At 66.5% G+C, this 17,882-nt stretch carries 17 protein-coding genes; 9 read left to right on the plus strand and 8 right to left on the minus strand.

Going from position 1 to position 17,882, the window contains the following annotated elements:
- Positions 1–26 precede the first annotated feature (26 nt).
- Both ccmB and ccmA read right to left on the minus strand, forming a co-directional pair.
- Positions 27–722 (minus strand): heme exporter protein CcmB, encoded by a 696-nt coding sequence (gene ccmB, locus AB4Y98_RS10175; protein ID WP_025876478.1) that lies wholly within the window; start codon positions 720–722, stop codon positions 27–29.
- Positions 719–1,438, minus strand: coding sequence for a heme ABC exporter ATP-binding protein CcmA (gene ccmA / locus AB4Y98_RS10180; protein WP_442244291.1), 720 nt, complete (start codon positions 1,436–1,438; stop codon positions 719–721). The genes ccmB and ccmA overlap by 4 nt, the downstream gene beginning before the upstream one ends.
- A gap of 100 nt (positions 1,439–1,538) precedes the next feature.
- On the opposite strand from ccmA, the gene AB4Y98_RS10185 reads away from it, so the two are divergent.
- From AB4Y98_RS10185 to AB4Y98_RS10195, 3 genes are all read left to right on the plus strand, one after another.
- The gene (locus AB4Y98_RS10185) at positions 1,539–2,687 is read left to right on the plus strand and encodes a pyridoxal phosphate-dependent aminotransferase (protein WP_312787613.1); all 1,149 of its coding nucleotides are present in this window, start codon (positions 1,539–1,541) and stop codon (positions 2,685–2,687) included.
- Between the two features lie 14 nt (positions 2,688–2,701).
- A complete protein-coding gene (locus tag AB4Y98_RS10190) occupies positions 2,702–3,508 on the plus strand; it encodes an amidohydrolase (protein WP_442244292.1) in 807 nt (268 codons plus the stop codon).
- A gap of 105 nt (positions 3,509–3,613) precedes the next feature.
- Positions 3,614–4,051, plus strand: a complete 438-nt coding sequence (locus tag AB4Y98_RS10195) for a hypothetical protein (protein WP_025876484.1) — start codon at positions 3,614–3,616, stop codon at positions 4,049–4,051.
- Here the strand turns inward: AB4Y98_RS10195 and AB4Y98_RS10200 are convergent.
- Positions 4,038–4,358 carry a hypothetical protein gene (locus AB4Y98_RS10200; RefSeq protein WP_442244293.1) on the minus strand — a complete coding sequence of 107 codons (321 nt, stop codon included), beginning with the start codon at positions 4,356–4,358 and terminating at the stop codon, positions 4,038–4,040. The two genes, AB4Y98_RS10195 and AB4Y98_RS10200, sit on opposite strands and share 14 nt — an antisense overlap.
- 68 nt (positions 4,359–4,426) lie before the next feature.
- Positions 4,427–5,554: an MFS transporter gene (locus tag AB4Y98_RS10205; protein WP_442244294.1), complete on the minus strand. Its 1,128-nt coding sequence runs from the start codon at positions 5,552–5,554 to the stop codon at positions 4,427–4,429.
- 90 nt (positions 5,555–5,644) lie between these two features.
- Here AB4Y98_RS10205 and AB4Y98_RS10210 point away from each other — a divergent pair, with 90 nt between their 5' ends.
- Complete coding sequence (locus AB4Y98_RS10210; protein WP_442244295.1) at positions 5,645–6,433, plus strand: AraC family transcriptional regulator; 789 nt, start codon at positions 5,645–5,647, stop codon at positions 6,431–6,433.
- A 64-nt stretch (positions 6,434–6,497) separates the two neighbouring features.
- Here the strand turns inward: AB4Y98_RS10210 and AB4Y98_RS10215 are convergent, their stop codons facing one another.
- The 4 genes from AB4Y98_RS10215 to AB4Y98_RS10230 are packed head-to-tail and all read right to left on the minus strand — an operon-like array spanning position 6,498 to position 10,741.
- Positions 6,498–7,223 carry a hypothetical protein gene (locus AB4Y98_RS10215; RefSeq protein ID WP_442244296.1) on the minus strand — a complete coding sequence of 242 codons (726 nt, stop codon included), beginning with the start codon at positions 7,221–7,223 and terminating at the stop codon, positions 6,498–6,500.
- A gap of 27 nt (positions 7,224–7,250) precedes the next feature.
- A complete protein-coding gene (locus AB4Y98_RS10220) occupies positions 7,251–8,957 on the minus strand; it encodes a pseudouridine synthase (RefSeq protein WP_442244297.1) in 1,707 nt (568 codons plus the stop codon).
- Positions 8,950–9,822, minus strand: coding sequence for an SMC-Scp complex subunit ScpB (gene scpB / locus AB4Y98_RS10225; protein ID WP_140227409.1), 873 nt, complete (start codon positions 9,820–9,822; stop codon positions 8,950–8,952). Before scpB ends, AB4Y98_RS10220 begins: the two co-directional genes overlap by 8 nt.
- A gap of 13 nt (positions 9,823–9,835) precedes the next feature.
- Entirely contained in the window at positions 9,836–10,741 is a 906-nt protein-coding gene (locus tag AB4Y98_RS10230; protein ID WP_140225759.1) for a segregation and condensation protein A, read from the minus strand.
- A 374-nt stretch (positions 10,742–11,115) separates the two neighbouring features.
- Here AB4Y98_RS10230 and AB4Y98_RS10235 point away from each other — a divergent pair, with 374 nt between their 5' ends.
- The 5 genes from AB4Y98_RS10235 to AB4Y98_RS10255 all read left to right on the plus strand — a co-directional run bounded on the left by AB4Y98_RS10235 (position 11,116) and on the right by AB4Y98_RS10255 (position 17,847).
- Positions 11,116–11,415, plus strand: coding sequence for a YciI family protein (locus tag AB4Y98_RS10235; RefSeq protein ID WP_025876500.1), 300 nt, complete (start codon positions 11,116–11,118; stop codon positions 11,413–11,415).
- A complete protein-coding gene (locus tag AB4Y98_RS10240) occupies positions 11,412–11,687 on the plus strand; it encodes a BolA family protein (RefSeq protein WP_025876502.1) in 276 nt (91 codons plus the stop codon). Before AB4Y98_RS10235 ends, AB4Y98_RS10240 begins: the two co-directional genes overlap by 4 nt.
- A 164-nt stretch (positions 11,688–11,851) precedes the next feature.
- A complete protein-coding gene (locus AB4Y98_RS10245; protein ID WP_025876505.1) occupies positions 11,852–12,874 on the plus strand; it encodes a LacI family DNA-binding transcriptional regulator in 1,023 nt (340 codons plus the stop codon).
- A gap of 76 nt (positions 12,875–12,950) precedes the next feature.
- A complete protein-coding gene (locus AB4Y98_RS10250) occupies positions 12,951–16,007 on the plus strand; it encodes a TonB-dependent receptor (protein ID WP_442244298.1) in 3,057 nt (1,018 codons plus the stop codon).
- 235 nt (positions 16,008–16,242) lie between these two features.
- Entirely contained in the window at positions 16,243–17,847 is a 1,605-nt protein-coding gene (locus tag AB4Y98_RS10255; RefSeq protein ID WP_080148417.1) for a glucoamylase family protein, read from the plus strand.
- Positions 17,848–17,882 lie beyond the last annotated feature (35 nt).

Raw genomic sequence — 17,882 nt, forward strand, 5'->3', positions numbered from 1 at the left:
CAGGGGTGGATTGGCTCTCAGCTCGGTCAACTCAGAGAAATACGGATCGCAGCAGCGGTGGCCAGCGGTGCCAGCACCAGGGCGATCACCAGACCAGCGCCCAGCATCAGCAGCGCACCGACCGGATCCTGCCCGCGGCTGGCTGCCGCCAGGCTGCCAGCACCGAAGACAAGCACCGGTACGTACAACGGCAACGACAGCAACGCCACGAGAATACCAGAGCGCCGGATGCCGACGGTCAGTGCAGCGACCACGCCACCGATCAGGCTCAACAACGGTGTTCCCAGCAGCAACGATGCCAGCAACATCGGCAGCTGGTCATGCGGCAGATGCAGCATTTCCGCCAGCAGCGGGCTCAGCAGGATCAGTGGCAGGGCGGTGGTCGCCCAATGCAGCAGTACCCGCACCAGCACCAGCCACGCCAGTGGTACCGGCGCCAGCAGCCATTGTTCAAGCGAACCGTCTTCGGCATCGGAGCGGAACAGCGAATCCAGCGCCAGCTGCCCGGCCAGCAGCACCGCCAACCACAGCACCGCACCGGCGGTGGCGGCCAGCGGCTGCGGGTCCCGGCCCTGGGCCAAGGCGAACAGCACCACCACCAGCAGGGCGAACAGCACCGGCTGCAGGGCATCGCCGCGACGCCGCCAGAGCAGGCGCAGGTCGCGCGCGATCAGGGCGCGGGCGGTCTGCCACAGGCCTGGTTCGGTGCCTGGCGCGATCATGCTTCACCTCCCAGGTCGAGCTGGCGGGTGCGTACCGGCGGGGCGGCGTAGGCACCATGAGTAGTGACCAGAGCGGCGCCACCGCTGCGCAGGTGTGCGGAAATCATCCGGTTGACGAGGTTGATGCCTTCCAGGTCGAGGTTGGCATAGGGTTCGTCGAGTAGCCACAGTGGTGCCGGCGACAACCAGATGCGGGCCAGCGCCAGCCGCCGCTTCTGTCCGGCCGACAGGTGCCGCACCAGGGTGTCTTCGTAGCCGGCCAGTCCGACGATGGCCAGCGCATTGCCCGGCATCTGCCGGGCGCGGCGGCCGTGCAGGCCGCACAGGAAATGCAGGTTCTCCAGCGTGTCCAGGTCCGGCTTCAGTGCCGGCAGGTGGCTGAGGTAGGCAACATAGCGCGCACGCTCGGCGTTGCTGGCCGGCCTGCCATCGATCAGCACCTGGCCCGCGCCCGGGCGCGCCAGGCCCGACAGCACGCGCAGCAGCGTGGTCTTGCCGGCACCGTTGCCGCCCTGCACCAGCAGCGCCTCGCCGGCATCCACGTGGAAGTCCAGCGGGCCGAACACCGGCTCGTCATTGCGGGAGAAGCTCAGGCCGCTGGCGGCCAGCAATGCAGGGGTGTTCAAGGCGCAGGAGTCTTCATGCGGGAGTGCGGCAGCAATTGTAGCGGTGAAACCGCATCGGGTAGTGCTGGCCGCTGGCCGGCAGCTCTGCAAGGGGCCGGTGTGGCGGGTCGAGGTTGCCGGCCAGCGGCCGGCACTACATCAGCACGGATTGCGTAAACTCAGGGGTCTGTCTCCCCATCCCCCCAGGCCGATGCAACCGAACACCAAGCTGCCCAAGGTCGGTACCACGATCTTTACCGTGATGTCCCAGCTCGCCGCCGAACACGGCGCGGTCAACCTCGGCCAGGGGTTCCCGGATTTCTCCGCGCCGCAGCGCCTGATCGACGAAACCACCAAGGCGATGGCCGCCGGCCTGAACCAGTACCCGCCGATGACCGGCGTGGCACCGCTGCGCCAGGCCATCGCGCAGAAGTCGCTGGACCTGTACGGCGCGACGATCGATCCGGACACCGAGATCACCGTCACCAGCGGAGCCACCGAGGCGATCTTCAACGCCATCCACGCCGTGGTGCGTGCCGGTGAGGAAGTGATCGTGCTCGACCCGGCCTACGACTGCTACGAACCGGCCATCGAACTGGCTGGCGCCACGGCAGTGCATGTGCCGCTGGACCCGCAGACCTTCGCCGTCGACTGGGATCGCGTACGTGCGGCGATCACTCCGCGCACCCGCCTGCTGATGGTCAACACCCCGCACAACCCGTCCGGCGCGATGCTGGACGAAGCGGACATGCAGGCGCTGGCCGATGTGCTGCGCGGCACGCAGATCTACCTGATCTCCGATGAGGTGTACGAGCACATCATCTACGACGGCCGCCGCCACGAATCGGCGCTGCGCTACCCGGAACTGCGCGAGCGCACCTTCGTCATCTCCAGCTTCGGCAAGACCTATCACTGCACCGGCTGGAAGATCGGCTATGCGGTGGCGCCAGCGGCGATGACCGCCGAGTTCCGCAAGGTGCACCAGTACAACACCTTCACCAGCTTCGGCCCGGCGCAGTACGGTTTCGCCGCGATGATCCGCGACGAGCCGCAGCATCATCTCGAACTGGGCGCGTTCTATGAAGCCAAGCGCGACCGCTTCCGCGAGCAGCTGGCCGGCACCCGCCTGAAGGCGCTGCCGGTGCCGGGCGGCTACTTCCAGCTGGTCGACTATTCGGCCATCAGTGACCTGCCGGACCACGAGTTCGTGAAGTGGCTGACCATCGAGAAGGGCGTCACCGCCATTCCGCTGTCGCCGTTCTACGAAACCGCGCCGGTCGGTCAGCGCCTGGTGCGCCTGTGCTTCGCCAAGAACGAGGCCACCCTGGACGCGGCGATCGAACGCCTGCGCCTGCTGTGAGCGGAGGAGACAGCATGCAGGACCTACGCATTTCCCTCGTCCAGGGCGACACCCGCTGGCACGACCCGGCGGGCAACCGTGAGTACTACGGTGCGCTGCTGGAGCCGCTGGCCGGGACCACCGATCTGGTGATCCTGCCGGAAACCTTCACCAGTGGCTTTTCAAACGAAGCCATCGCCCAGGCCGAAGGCATGGACGGCCCGACCGTGGCGTGGGTGCGCGCGCAGGCCAAAGCCTTGAATGCGGCAGTGATCGGCAGCGTGCAGCTGCGCGATGGCGAGGGCGTCTACAACCGCCTGCTGTTCGCCACCCCCGATGGTGGCCTGCAGTACTACGACAAGCGCCACCTGTTCCGTTACGGCGGCGAGCACGAGCGCTATGCCGCCGGCCGCGACCGCCTGTGCGTGGAATGGAAGGGCTGGCGGATCAATCCGCAGGTCTGCTACGACCTGCGTTTCCCGGTGTTCTGCCGCAACCGCTACAACGTCGAGCGTGCCGAACAACTGGACTTCGACCTGCAGATCTTCGTCGCCAACTGGCCTTCCGCGCGCGCCTACGCGTGGAAGACCCTGCTGCGCGCGCGCGCGATCGAGAACCTGTGTTTCGTCGCTGCGGTCAACCGCGTAGGCGTGGATGGCAACCAGCTGCATTACGCTGGCGACAGCGCGGTCATCGACTTCCTCGGCCAGCCGCAGGTGGAGATCCGCGAGCGCGAGCAGGTGGTGACCACCACCATCTCCGCCGAAGCACTGGCCTCGCATCGTGCACGCTTCCCGGCCATGCTCGATGCCGATGCCTTCCATCTGGATGTGCAGGCCTGATACGGCGGCTGAACGCTTCCCGCCCCACCGCGCGCGCCTGCATCCAACGTGCACGCGCGCGCTGCTAGATTCGCCCACATTCCGACCGATGTGGATGTTCTGCCGATGAATACCAAGCCGTTTGCCCTGCTGCTGGCGCTCGCCGCAGCGTCCCTGGCCCCGACCGCGCAGGCCGGTGGCAACCTTGACTGCCAGCTGCGCTACAACCTGTCCGGCTGGTCACTGATCTACAAGACCGCCTCGGGCAACGGCACCATCCACTGCACCAACGGTTCCAGCATGCCGGTGCGGATCCAGCTGAAGGGCGGCGGCCTGACCGTTGGCAAGTCGAAGATCACCGATGGCCGTGGCAGCTTCACCGGCGCCAGCAGCGTCGGCGAGCTGCTGGGCACCTACGCCTCGGTCGGCGCGCATGCCGGTGCGGTGAAGTCCAGCAACGCGCAGGTGATGACCAAGGGCGATATCTCGCTGGCCCTGTCCGGTACCGGCAAGGGCTGGGACCTGGGTGTGGACGGCGCGGCGTTCACCATCAGCCGGCGTTGAGTCGGGAGGGCTCCCCGGCTTCCCAGCTGATGCGGATGTAGTGCTGCTCGGCGTCGCTGGGCAGCCGTTCGACACTGAAGCGGTTCTCCAGCAGCTGCTCGACGACGCCGTCGACGAGGCGCTCGCTGGCCAGCGCCTTGTTGAAGCCGAACACGATGTAACGGCGGCCGTTTTCCGAGCCGACCTGGATCGATTTGTCCAGATCCCTGTAGTACTGCTCGATCGGTCGAATGGCGGCGTCAGCGTTTGCGCGGGCCTGTTCTGCGGTGATGTTGATCATCGGCATCTGCGTGGTTGCGGAGAACACGCACCATAGCCAGCGCTGCCACGCGGTTTCCGGCAGTGGCGCACAGTGCAGGGCGTTTGCAGCAATTCCTAGGCCAGCGCGCTCCGCGGACGCAGCAACCACAGCGCCAGCAGTGCACAGGCGATGATGGATGGCGCCAGCATCTGCAGTGCGCCGACAACGGCCATCGCCGCGCCGATCAGCAGGTAGTAGAGCAGGCCGAACAGGGCGCCGGCACTGCCCAGGCAATGTGCATAGCCGCGTAGTGCCTGCCCGAGCACGTTGGGGATGGCCAGGCCGAATCCCGCCACGACCGGCAGCATCGCCATCACGATGACCGGTTGCCCGCGCAGCAGCGCGGCCAGTACGCCACCAGCCAGTACCAGCGATGCCGCGATGCGGATGCGCGTCAACGCAGGAACGCCGGCACGCAACAGGCGGCCATTGGCCCACGCGCCCAACGCCGAACCCAGTGCCAGCACCGCACCGCTGGCGCCGAACCAGCTGGCCGGCCAGTGCAGGCGTGCGAACACGAACGGCCCCAGCGCGTACCAGCTGTACATGGCCACGTTGAAGGCCATGACCAGCAGCGCCTGCGACCAGATCCAGCGGTCGCCCAGCAGTTGCCGCAGCAGGGGCCGCAGCGCTACGGGCGCGATCTGCGCGGGGCGGCTTTCACGCAGCCCGGTCACGCAGCCGAGCATCAGCAATGCAGCGATCAGCAGCAGGCCGGCCTGCACGCCTGCATAGCCATCGGCAGCGACCAGCAGCGAGCCCAGCGCCAGCCCGATCGCCGGACTCAGCGCCAACGCCATGCCAATCCAGGAGAACGCCTGCGCCAGCGCGGACCCTTCAAGGTGGTCGCGCAGCACGGTCTGCGTCACCACCGAGGCGGCGGCGGCGCCCAGGGCGGCCAGCATCTGCGCAACCAGCACCTGGCCGAACGTGCCGGCCGCCAATCCGCCCAGTGCCGCCAGCACGAAAACGGACAGGCCACCCAGCAGGGCAGGGCGACGGCCAACGCGGTCGGCCAGCCTTCCCCACAGCAGGACGCCCAGCGCGAACCCCAGCAGGTACAGGCTCATCGCCTGGCTGGCAGCGCTGGCCGGCAGGGCGAAGCGTTGCGCCAGATCGGCCAGCGCCGGGCTGTACAGGGTCTGCGCCAGCTGCGGAAACATCAGCAGCGCAATGGTGAGGGACAGCAGGCGAGGCGACATCGGCGCGCTCCGGAAACAGGGGCGCGCATTGTCGTGGCCATGCCGATGGCGCACTCTAGTGATTACGACAGTAGATGGATGAAATCGGACATGGCGTGGCTGCAGCCCGACGCTCGCTTCGATGCCGATGCCTGGAGCGCCCCGGTGATCGGTATCGCTGCCACGCTGGCCGAGCATGACTCCGGTTGGCACCAGCACGCACGTTCGCAACTGCTGTACACGCGCGCCGGTTGCACGCGGCTGACGTTCGGCGATCGCATCAGTCTGTTGCCGCCATCGCGCGCGGCGTGGATTCCGGGTGGTCTGCTGCACCGCGCGCAGATGCGGCGGGCGGTGGACTATCGGTCGCTGTACTTCGATGCCACGCTGTCGGCGCAGTTGCCGCAGCAGCCAGCAATCATTGGTGTCGGTCCCCTGCTGCAGGCGCTGCTGGAGCCGATCGCGCAGGCGCCGTTCGCACATGACTGGCAAGCGCCGCGAGCGGGGCATCAACTGGCGCTGTGCGTGCTTGAGATTGCCGCTGCGCCGGTGGAGCCGATGGAGCTGCCATTACCGCGCGACCCGCGCATCGCCCGCTGCCTGCCGGTGGCCGAGCAGCTGCCGCCCGAACTGGGCGAGCTGGCCCAGCGCAGCGGACTGAGCGTGCGTACGATCGGGCGCCTGATGCAACGCGATACCGGCATGGGCTACCAGGCGTGGCGTCAGCAATGGCGGTTGATGCGGGCCATGGAACTGCTGCTGCTCGGCCATCGTGTCGCGCACGTGGCGCTGGAACTTGGATTCTCGGCAGAGAGTCCGTTCATCGCCTTCTTCCGCAGCATGGTCGCGACCACGCCTGCGGCGTTCCAGCGCGCCGAAAGCGCTCGAGCGGCAGGGTGAGAGTGGAGTGGTCGCGGCCGAACGCGGGGAAGCGGGCGCGTGGGCCCGGCTTCCGTCGCCGTGTCTACTGCTGGGCCATCAGCCAGGCCAATGTGCCGCGATGTGGTTCGGGCACGGTGCTGGACGCGGCATCAAGCAGCATCAGCGATGCCCAGCAGACGTCGGCAGCCGGTGCGGTGTCCATCCGCGGCAGGACCGCCATGGCCCGCGCGCGCGTGCTTTCGTCAGCCATCGAGGCGAGCAGGGCCTCGGTCGCCTCGGCAATCTGCTGTTCAGTGGCGGGGGTTGCGGGTCGCTGTTCGAGCTCGGCGAGGCTGGCCTGGTAGCTCATCTCGAACCAGAAATCGATGTCCTGCGACGGTCGCTTCTCCAGTTCGTTGAACAAGGTCCTGCCTACCTGTGCAATGTCCGACGCCGTGGTGGCGCGGGCGATCAGTGCGCATTTCTCTACCGGCATTCCGCGCAGCATTGCGGCCAGCAGCTGCGCACGCCGCTCCAGCATGGGGCGAGGCAGGCGGCCGATGCCATCCAGTGCAAGCTGTGCACCGGCGACAGCAGCCTTGTCCTTGCTGCCGGCCTGCTTGATGCGGGTGAGATAGCGCTCATCGACGATCAGCCGACGCAGCATGCGGTCGGCCGGATCGTGCAGGGCCGAAGATTTCGGCCAGGGATTCTGCGTGGCGGCGATTTCCTGCTTGAGCCGGTCGGCAGCGCGTTCGCAGCCGCCGACCGGCAACAGAACCACCAGCACGGCGCCGATGCGGGCGCCGAGGGACAACATCCGTGTCATCGCTGTGTCCTTCATTGAAGGTGGAGATCAGCCGCCGCGCGGGCCGCTGCGACGCGGGCCACCCGGACCACGGTTGCCGCCGGGGCCACCCGGGCCGCGGTTGCCACCCGGGCCGCCGGGACCACGGTTGCCGCCGGGGCCACCCGGGCCGCGATTGCCGCCCGGACCACCCGGACCACGGTTGCCGCCCGGACGTGCATTCGAATTGCCGCCCGGACGACCGTTGCCGGCCGGACGCGAGCTGCCATACGGGCTGAAGCCCGGATTGGCGTGGTCGGACGGGAAGCTGGGGGCATTGCCCGGATGGCCGTAGGGGTGCTTGTTGCCCTGGCCCTGCGAGCGGTTGCCCGCACCGGCCGGACGACCCTGGCCGCCTGCGCCACCGGCGCCACCGCGTCCTTCACCACCGTAGCCGCCACGACCCTGGCCGCCACCGGCGCCTGCGCCTGGGCCCTTCGGCTTGCCGTACGGACGGCCCTGGCCGCCTGCACCTGCGCCCGGACCACGGGCACCCGGGCCACGAGCGCCCGGACCGGCATTGCGGTGGCCGCTCGGGCCGGTGCTCACGCCATCCGGCACGTACCAGGTACGGAATGCGGCCGGGTTGCCTTCCGGCAGCGAGCGGTCGTTCTTCGGCGCGCGCTGCTTGAACGGGCGCTGCGACTGCTTGGCAGCAGCTTCACCGCTGACGGTCAGGCCGCCCTTGAAACCACCACCACCCTTGCCGCCGCGACCGCGGCCGCGGTCTTCGCGCACGTTGTCGAAGCGACGCAGTTCGCGACCTTCATCGGCGGTGTTGTGACCATTGACGTAAGCGTTGCCGCGGCCACCTTCGCGCACGCGCACGGTGGTCTTGGCGGCGCGACGCTGGCCGATCACCGGCTGCAGGGTCAGGGCCGACGGCGCGCCTTCTTCCAGCTTCAATTCGGCGCGCAGCGCTTCGACCTGGCTGCCCGGCAGTTCGACGGACTGGCCGCGGGCCAGTTCGCGCGGCAGGCTGACCTTGCCGTAGCGGGTGCGCTTGAGGCGGCTGACCTGGCAGCCCTGCGATTCCCACAGGCGGCGCACTTCGCGGTTGCGGCCTTCCTTCACCACGACGCGGAACCAGTCGTGCGAATCGGTGCCGCCGATGCGTTCGATCTCATCGAACTTGGCCGGGCCATCTTCCAGCGCGACACCACGGGTGAGGCGGTCGACGACGGCATCGGGCACCTTGTCCTCGCCTTCCGGGGCACGCACGCGCACCACGTACTCGCGCTCAACCTCGAACGAGGGGTGCATCATGGCGTTGGCCAGCTCACCGTCGGTGGTCGCCAGCAGCAGGCCGGTGGTGTTGATGTCCAGGCGGCCGACGGCGATCCAGCGGGCACCCTTCAGCGCCGGCAGGGATTCGAACACGGTCGGGCGACCTTCAGGGTCTTCACGCGTGGTCACTTCGCCTTCCGGCTTGTTGTAGACCAGCACGCGCGACGGCTCGGCCAGCGCGGTGGCGACGAAGCCGCGACCGTCGAGCTCGATCTTGTCGCCGCTCTTGACCGACATGCCGGTCTGCGCGACTTCACCGTTGACCTTGACCAGGCCTTCGGCAATGCGCTGTTCCAGCGCACGACGCGAGCCGAGGCCGGCCTGGGCCAGGACCTTGTGCAGGCGTTCTTCCAGCTTGAACTGTTCGGACGTGGCTTCGCGCTTGAGCGAAAGCTTGTTCAACGAGGGCTTGCGGGGGGTRTCACTCATCAGTTTTGCTCCGGCCGACGGTTTCGAGGTCGGCCTCTGGTTCGGAATCGGCTTGGTCAACAGCCACGGTCGTCTTCGCGACGGCGTTGTCTTCGCGTTCGTTCACTGTCACCGCGCGCTCGCCCGGCGCGGAATCGGGGTGCCCATCATCGGAGGGCGAAGGTGCTTGCTCATCGTCGGCCGCCGCAGGGAGTGCGTCGGCAGAATCGGGGGTGTCGCCAGCGGTGGTGCTGGTGTCGTCATTTGCCGCGGTGTCCGGGTCGGCGCTCACGTCCGGGCCCTCGGCGCTGGCGGCGAGCGGGGCGTCGCGATCCAGCGCCAGCTGCGGCTCCAGGTCGCCCAGGTCCTTCAGCTCGGAAAGGGGCGGTAGTTCGTCCAGGCGTTTCAGCCCGAAGTAGTCCAGGAAGCCCTTGGTGGTGCCGAACAGGGCGGGCTTGCCGGGTACGTCGCGGTGGCCGACCACGCGGATCCACTCGCGCTCTTCCAGTGCCTGGATGATGTTACTGCTGACCGCCACGCCGCGCACCTGCTCGATCTCGCCACGGGTGATCGGCTGCCGGTAGGCGATCAGTGCCAGCGTTTCCAGGGTGGCGCGGGTATAGCGAGTCTTGCGTTCGGTCCACAGCCGGCTGATCCAGCCATGTACTTCGGCGGTCACCTGGTAGCGGAAGCCCGAAGCCACCTCCACCAGTTCCACGCCACGGTCCTGGCAGCTCTCGCGCAGCCGTTCCAGCGCACGTTCGATGCTGCCCGGCGGTGCCGGCTCGTCTTCCGGGAACAGGTCCTTCAGCTGGGCCAGGGTGAGCGGCTGGCTGGAGGCCAGCAGCGCACCTTCGACAATGCGGTTGATCAGCGTTTGATCCATCGGCAGTCAGCGCTCACTCGTTTTCATTGGCGGCGTCGTTGTCGTCGAACTCGCTGCTGAACTGCAGCGGGGCATTGGTATTGCCGGCGGCCAGGGACTTCACGTAGATCGGCGCCAGCGGTTCTTCCTGCACGAGGTCCAGCAGCTGCTCCTTAGCCAGTTCCAGCACTGCCAGGAACGTGACCAGCACGCCCAGCTTGCCTTCTTCGGCGGTGAACAGGTTTTCAAAACGATAGAACTTGCCGTCTTCAAGCCGCCCCAGCACTTCACCCATGCGCTGCCGGACACTCAGCGCCTCGCGCTTGATGGCGTGGCCGGTGAACAGCTCGGCGCGCTTGAGCACGTCGTGCAGCGCCATCAGCATTTCCTTCAGGTCCACCGGCGGCGGCAGCTTCACTGCGGCGCGCTCGGGCATGAAGGCATGTGCCACGGTGGTGTCACGGTCCTGCCGGGGCAGGGCGTCGATATCCTCGGCGGCCTGCTTGAAGCGTTCGTACTCCTGCAGCCGTCGCACCAGCTCCGCACGCGGATCGGCTTCCTCGCCCTCCACGCTGGGGGGGCGGGGCAGCAGCATGCGCGACTTCACTTCCGCCAGGATCGCCGCCATCACCAGGTACTCGGCGGCAAGCTCGAAGCGCAGCTCGCGCATCACGGTGATGTATTCCACGTACTGCCGGGTGATCTCGGCCACGGGAATGTCCAGTACGTCCAGGTTCTGCCGGCGGATCAGGTACAGCAGCAGGTCCAGCGGTCCTTCAAAGGCGTCCAGGATGACTTCCAGCGCATCCGGCGGGATGTACAGGTCCTGCGGAATCTGCAGGACCGGTTGCCCATGCACCACGGCCAGCGGCATTTCCTGCTGCTGGGGGGCGGGCGGCCGGGTTGGCGTGTTCGCGTCGAGCGCGAGTTCGGAAGTCATCTAATGGAGATCAGGATTGCAACGGACCAGTCGCGGTAGCTGGCACACCGGGCAACTGCCACGGACCGCCAGGACACCAGGCGCGCCTGTCTCGGCGCGGTTCCACACATCAAACAACAGGACGCTCCGCAGGACACGGCAGCGACAGGACTACGGGGAGGTCGTCTACGGGGCCCGGTCGGGTGGACCGGTTCGAAGCAGCGGGTCGGTCGTCGGGGGCTGCGTTTGGCCGCAAAAACCGACGGGCTGCTGCATCCAGCCACGTGCAATGGTTCCTAGGGTAAGCCTTTGCCGCGCCAGTGTCCAGCCGAGGCCGGGCGCGGGGCTGGATTGGCTAGAATTGCTTCACCAGCAACGCAAGCGAGGAAATGCCGGTGTGGTATGTGATTGAAGGATATGACGGCCAGGATGTACTGGCCCAGCGGCTGCAGGCGCGGCCCGAGCACCTGGCACGGTTGACCGCGTTGCGCGATGAAGGCCGCCTGCTTCTGGCCGGGCCGTGTCCGGCGATCGACAGCGAAGACCCGGGCCCGGCAGGGTTCAGCGGCTCGGTGGTGATTGCCGGCTTCGACTCGTTGCAGCAGGCCCAGGCCTGGGCCGATGCCGATCCCTATGTTGCCGCAGGCGTCTATGTGCGGGTGCAGGTGCGACCGTTCCGCAAGGTGCTGCCGTGAACGCGGAACGGATCGAGCAGATTCGTGACGCGCTGCAGCACGCGCTGGCCCCCAGCGTGCTTGAGATCGAAGACGACAGCCATCGCCATGCAGGCCATGCCGGAGCGCGCGATGGTCGCGGCCATTTCAACGTGCACGTGGTCAGTGAGCGCTTCGCGGGAATGGCCCCGCTGGCGCGCCATCGCGCGGTCTACGCCGCCTTGGGCACGTTGATGGAAACCGACATCCACGCGTTGTCCATCCGCGCGCATACCCCGTCAGAACAGGGCTGAGGCCTTGTCCCGCGCTGTCCTGGCAGGTCCGTTGATGGGCCTGCCAGGGACAGGTTTCCGTGTCCGTTTGGGGACATTCGTCTAACGGACTGTTTACAAGCGCAGATGGAAACGCTTACATTCCGCGCCAATGCTGGTAGGTCCAAGCCGTGGAGGGCGGCTTCGTGAACAAGGCAGCCATAACAATCAAAGACGTCGCCCGTGAAGCCAAGGTCTCTGTGGCCACCGTTTCGCGCGCGCTCAACGGGCATGAAAATGTCGCCGAACCGGTCCGCCAGCTTGTGCTGGAGGTGGCCGCACGGCTGCGTTACACCCCGCACGCCGCCGCCCGCAGCCTGAGCAGCCGCCGCACCAATACGGTGGGCGTGGTGCTTCCGGACCTGTACGGCGAATTCTTCTCCGAACTGATGCGTGGCATCGACAACGTCGCCCGCAGCCGGCGCCAGCACCTGCTGGTGTCGAGCTATCACGGCGACCAGGAGCAGCAGGGCGCAGCCCTGCGTGCCATGCGCGGCCGGGTCGACGGTCTGCTGGTGCTCTCGCCCTATGCCGAGAGCCCCGGGTTCCTGACCGACAACCTGCCGCAGGCATTGCCGACGGTACTCATCAACACCTACCTGCCTGGGCAGGACCATCCGGTGTTGAGCATCGATGACCATGCAGGGGCGATGGCGATGACCCGCCACCTGCTCGATGCTGGCCATCGGCGCATTGCATTCATTTCTGGCCCGGACCTCAACTTCGACGCGCGCGAGCGCCTGCGCGGCTTCCGTGACGCGCTGGCGGCGTTTGGCAGCGGCGCTGAAGGCATCGAGCTGCCCGGTGATTTCGACGAAGCTTCCGGCCATCGCGCCGGTCAGGAGTTGCTGGCAGCCGGCACGCTGCCCGATGCCGTATTCGCCGCCAACGACATGATGGCCCTGGGTTGCCTGTATGCCTTCGCGCAGGCAGGTGTCCATGTCCCGACCGATGTCGCCCTGGCCGGCTTCGATGACATTCCGCTTGCGCGTTTCGTTCACCCGTCGCTGACCACCATGCAGGTCAGCATTGCCGAACTGGGCGATCGGGCGATGTCGCGTTTGTTGCAGTTGATGGACGGCACCTCCACGGAAGGGGCAGGGGACAAGCAGACCCTGGTCCCGCGCCTGATTGTTCGCGATTCCACCACTCCGCCATCCGGCCATTGAAGCCAGAGGCGTTCCTTCTTTTTTGATTGATCGCAGGTGCCGCGCAAGCGGTCACCGCCACCCGGAGATTGAGTTGATGATGCATTCCACTATCCGCACGCCGGCGCGCCGGCTGCTGAGCACCGCACTGGTCAGCTGCCTGATGCTGGCCGCCGCCCCGAACGTCATGGCCCAGTCGGCCAACGCCAGCCTGCGCGGCCAGGTGTCCGGCGCCCAGGCCGGTGCCGAAGTCACCGCCACCAACGTCGCCACCGGCACCGTCCGTCGCGGCACCGTGCGTGCCGACGGCAGCTACTCGCTGATGGGCCTGGATCCGGGCACCTACAACGTGGTCGCCAACGGCCAGACCCAGAAGGTCACCGTCACCGTCGCCTCGACCGCGACGCTGAACTTCAGCGAGGCGGCTGCCGGTGGTACCGGCTCGACCGCCGCCACCAACCTGGACACCGTCAACGTCGTCGCGCCGACCCTGCTGCAGGAAGTGCGTACCTCCGAAGTCGGCAAGACCGTCAGCCTGCAGCAGATCCAGACCACCCCGCAGGTGTCGCGCAACTTCCTGGAGTTCGCCGACGCGGTGCCGGGCCTGATCTTCACCCGTGATGCCAAGGGCAACACCTCGCTGCGCGGCGGTGCCACCAATTCCGACGGTACCAACGTCTACATCGACGGCGTGGGCCAGAAGAGCTACGTCAAGGGCGGCGGCGTGGCCGGCCAGTCCGGCAGCGCCGGCAACCCGTTCCCGCAGTTGGCCATCGGCGAATACAAGGTCATCAGCGGCAACTACAAGGCCGAGTACGGCCAGGTGTCGAGCGCCGCAGTGACCGCTGCCACCAAGTCCGGTACCAATGAATTCAAGGGTGAGGCGTTCTACCGCTACACCGACGAGGACATGCGCGCCAAGACGCCGGCCGAGCGCCAGGGCGGCAAGGACAAGATGGTCTCGGCCGAGAAGGAATACGGCTTCGCCCTGGGCGGCCCGATCATCCAGGACAAGGCCCACTTCTTCGTGACCTACGAAGCCAAGCGCTTCGACCTGCCGGTCACCATCGCGCCGGACGGCGCGGTTACCGGTGCTGCCGGCCTCCTGCCGCCCGCAGGCGCCGCCGGCCTGGGCCCGGCCAGCCAGCCGTTCCAGCAGGATCTGATCTTCGGCAAGATCGACTTCGAGCCGACCGACAACGATCGCATCGAGCTGACCTTCCAGGACCGCGACGAAACCCAGTCGCAGTTCAGTGGCCAGACCTCGCCGGAAGCCGGTCGTGAAGTGGTCAACACCGACCGTCGTTACGCCCTGCGCTGGAACCACAGCGGCGAGCGTTACTACAACGAAATGATGGTCACCCATGAAGATTCGTTCAACAACCCGACCCCGCTGACCCTGGCCAACGGCATCACCTACACCGCACCGGACGGCACCGAAGACCGCACCGTGGTGAAGATCGGTGGCGCATCGGCACTGGATTCGCAGGTGAAGGGCCAGAAGGGCTGGTCGATCGAAGACAACCTGACCCTGGACGGCATCCAGTGGGCCGGCGACCACACCATCAAGATGGGCGTGAAGTACAAGGCGATCGACCTGTACGCCTCCGATGCGGCGCAGATCAACCCGACCTTCACCTACAGCCTGGGCGATCCGGACTTCCCCGATTCCATCCCGTACAAGGCGCAGTTCGTCAAGCCGGTGACCGGCGTGGACGGCGTGTCCGGTGAAGTGCGTTCGAAGTCCAAGCAGTACGGTGTGTTCATCCAGGACGACTGGCAGGTCAACGACCACCTGCAGATCAACCTCGGCCTGCGCTGGGACTACGAAAAGACCCCGTCCTACCTGGACTTCGTCACCCCGCAGGCCGTGGTCGACGCGATCTATTCGCAGGATCCGCGTGCTGCCGCCGGCCAGACCTACGCCGATTCGCTGGCGCTGGGCGGCCTGGACATCAGCGACTACATCAGCAACGGCCACAACCGCAAGGCATTCAAGGATGCCTGGCAGCCGCGCCTGGGCTTCTCGTATGACATCAACGCCGACGAGCAGCACGTGATCCACGGTGGTGCCGGCCGTTCGTACGACCGCGACCTGTTCGACAACCTGCAGCTGGAAACCACCAAGCTGGCCCTGCCGCAGCCGACCATCTACTTCCGCAACCCGACCACCGGCACCTGCATCAACGGCCAGGCCGCCTGCTATGACTGGAACCCGAACCTGCTCAACGGCATCGGCAACCTGCAGAGCCTGGTCGGTGCGACCAGCAATGCCGGCCTGGAAGTGGATCTGCTGAACAACAAGCTGAAGGCTCCGTACTCCGATCAGTTCAGCCTGGGCATGAGCAACCAGATCGGTGACTGGCTGACCGACGCCACCATCGCCCGTACCCTGAGCTACGACGGCTTCGCCTTCACCCTGGGCAACCGCTACCCGACCGGCCAGTTCTTCGATGACCCGCGCCTGTGCGGTGGCACCGAGCCGGGCCTGAGCCAGGCCTGGAGCTGCAACGTGCCGGGCTTCGGCAGCCTGATCATCGGCCAGCAGGGCATCAAGACCCGTGCGACCCAGATCCTGCTGTCGGCGCAGAAGCCGTTCACCCAGGAAAGCGGCTGGGGTACCTCGATCGCCTACACCTGGACGACCGCGCGCCACAACCGCGACATCAACGAGAAGTACGCCTTCGACCGCGGCCTGATCGAGGATTACCCGACCATCCGTTCCAACGGCGCGCCGCGCCACCGCCTGGTGGTCACCGGTTCGTACGCGGGCTTCTGGGGCATCACCTTCGGTGGCAAGATCACCCTGGCTACCCCGACCGCCGTCAATGACTGGTACCCGGTGCCGCAGGCCAGTGGCTACAACCTGCCGACGCCGCAGGCGGCTGTGCCCAACGCCAATGGCAAGTTCCTGGTGGGTGGCAAGATCTTCGGCTACCGTTCGGTCGACCTGCAGGCGACGAAGACGTTCAAGCTGGCGGGCGATACCGAGCTGTACGCGCGTATCGACATCATCAACGTGTTCAACTTCGACAACTTCTCCACCTACAACTACGTCAAGACCAACGGCAAGCTGCAGGCCAGCTACAACGAGACCGGCGACATCATCGGTACTCCGCGTCAGGTCAAGGCCGAAGTGGGCTTCCGCTTCTGATCACAGGCAGTTGATGCAACATCGTGCCGCCGGTTCGCCGGCGGCACCGGCAATGGCCGGTCCCCGGGCCGGTCCATTGCCCACGCCATTGCCAGACAGGGGGCAATGGCGTGGGCAATGACCGCGGTGTCATCGACCACGTTTCCGTGGTTTTTTAAGACCGCACTTTGTAAACGATTTCAGGTCATTGGACGTTATGCTCTTTCATCGATCAGCCCACCGGAGGAACCGCGCCATGCAGGCACGCCACCTGATGACCGCCGCTGCGATGACCCTGGCCATCGCCGCCTGCAAACCGGCCCAGCAGGAGCCTGCCAAGCCGCGCCCGCCGGTGATCCTGATCGAGGCCGACGCACCGCCGCGGCCGATGAAGCCGGAGCTGCCGCCGCTGTTCGATGACATCGAGCGCCGCACCTTCCAGTTCTTCTGGGATACCACCAACGAGATCAACGGCCTTACCCCGGACCGCTATCCGTCGCGACCGTTCGCCAGCATCGCCTCTGTCGGCTTCGCCCTGACCGCTTATCCGATCGGCATCGAGAACGGCTGGGTCAGCCGCAACCAGGCGATCGACCGCACCCTGACCACCCTGAAGTTCTTCCGCGACGTGCCGATGGGCCCGCAGCGCACCGGCAAGGCCGGCTACAAGGGTTTCTATTACCACTTCCTGGACATGCAGGAAGGGCGCCGCTACGACAGCTGGGTGGAACTGTCCTCGGTGGACACCGCGCTGCTGATGATGGGCGTGCTGTTCGCGCAGTCGTACTACGACGGCGACGATCCGCGCGAGAAGGAAATCCGGCAGATCGCCGACACCCTGTACAAGCAGGTCGACTGGCCGTGGCTGCAGCAGCGTGCGCCGCTGATCTCGATGGGCTGGTTCCCCGAGAACGGCTTCATCGACCATGACTGGATGGGCTACAACGAGGCGATGATGGTCTACATCCTCGCCCTGGGTTCGCCCAGCCATCCGGTCAGCCCGGATGCGTGGACAGTGTGGACGCGGACCTACGACAACGACTGGGGCGTCTACCAGGGCCAGGAATACCTGTCCTTCGGCCCGCTGTTCGGCCACCAGTACAGCCATGTCTGGATCGATTTCCGCGACATCCAGGATGCCTACATGCGCGAGCGTGGCAGCACCTACTTCCTCAACAGCCGTTCGGCCGCGCTGGCCCAGCGTGAGTACGCCATCGCCAATCCGATGAACTGGAAGGAGTACGGCGAGAACGTGTGGGGCCTGACCGCCAGTGATGGTCCGCAGAACACCACCCAGGAATACCGCGGTGAGCAGCGCCAGTTCCGCCATTACTCGTCGCGCGGCGCAGGCCTGCGCGAGAATTTCGATGACGGCACGATCGCGCCAACCGCAGCGATCTCCTCGGTCGTGTTCGCGCCCGAGGAAGTGATCCCGGCCACGTTGGAGATGCACAAGCGCTACGGCGACTACATCTACTCCAGCTATGGCTTCCTGGATTCGTTCAATCCCAGTTTCAACTACGACATCCCGATCAAGACCGGGCGCGTGGTGCCTGACCGCGGCTGGGTCGCCAGCGACTACATCGCCATCGACCAGGGCCCGATCCTGACCATGATCGCCAACTACCGCAACGACTTCGTCTGGGATGTGATGAAGAAGAACCCGTACATCCGCAAGGGTCTGGAACGGGCGGGCTTCAGCGGTGGCTGGCTGGCACCGGAAGGTTCCTTCCAGCCGCTAGAGCTGCAGAAGGATGAAAAGGCCGCAGCAGCACGTGCGGTCGGTATCGCTGAATCACGTGCGGCCGCCGCGCAGGAACAGAAAAACAATGCCAACCGCAACACCGGCCAGGGGAAGTAACAAGGTGCACGACTGGAAACACCGCCTGCGACGCT

Source organism: Stenotrophomonas sp. 2YAF26 (assembly GCF_052114625.1).
GTDB classification, from domain to species: domain Bacteria; phylum Pseudomonadota; class Gammaproteobacteria; order Xanthomonadales; family Xanthomonadaceae; genus Stenotrophomonas; species Stenotrophomonas indicatrix.

Bases quoted from the DNA above. Each gene is read 5' to 3' on its own strand.
- AB4Y98_RS10230 (WP_140225759.1), bottom strand. From the start codon at position 10,741: ATGACTTCCGAACTCGCGCTCGACGCGAACACGCCAACCCGGCCGCCC.
- AB4Y98_RS10205 (WP_442244294.1), bottom strand. From the start codon at position 5,554: ATGTCGCCTCGCCTGCTGTCCCTCACCATTGCGCTGCTGATGTTTCCG.
- AB4Y98_RS10195 (WP_025876484.1), top strand. From the start codon at position 3,614: ATGAATACCAAGCCGTTTGCCCTGCTGCTGGCGCTCGCCGCAGCGTCC.
- AB4Y98_RS10215 (WP_442244296.1), bottom strand. From the start codon at position 7,223: ATGACACGGATGTTGTCCCTCGGCGCCCGCATCGGCGCCGTGCTGGTG.
- scpB (WP_140227409.1), bottom strand. From the start codon at position 9,822: ATGGATCAAACGCTGATCAACCGCATTGTCGAAGGTGCGCTGCTGGCC.
- AB4Y98_RS10210 (WP_442244295.1), top strand. From the start codon at position 5,645: ATGGCGTGGCTGCAGCCCGACGCTCGCTTCGATGCCGATGCCTGGAGC.
- AB4Y98_RS10190 (WP_442244292.1), top strand. From the start codon at position 2,702: ATGCAGGACCTACGCATTTCCCTCGTCCAGGGCGACACCCGCTGGCAC.
- AB4Y98_RS10255 (WP_080148417.1), top strand. From the start codon at position 16,243: ATGCAGGCACGCCACCTGATGACCGCCGCTGCGATGACCCTGGCCATC.
- AB4Y98_RS10185 (WP_312787613.1), top strand. From the start codon at position 1,539: ATGCAACCGAACACCAAGCTGCCCAAGGTCGGTACCACGATCTTTACC.
- AB4Y98_RS10250 (WP_442244298.1), top strand. From the start codon at position 12,951: ATGATGCATTCCACTATCCGCACGCCGGCGCGCCGGCTGCTGAGCACC.
- ccmB (WP_025876478.1), bottom strand. From the start codon at position 722: ATGATCGCGCCAGGCACCGAACCAGGCCTGTGGCAGACCGCCCGCGCC.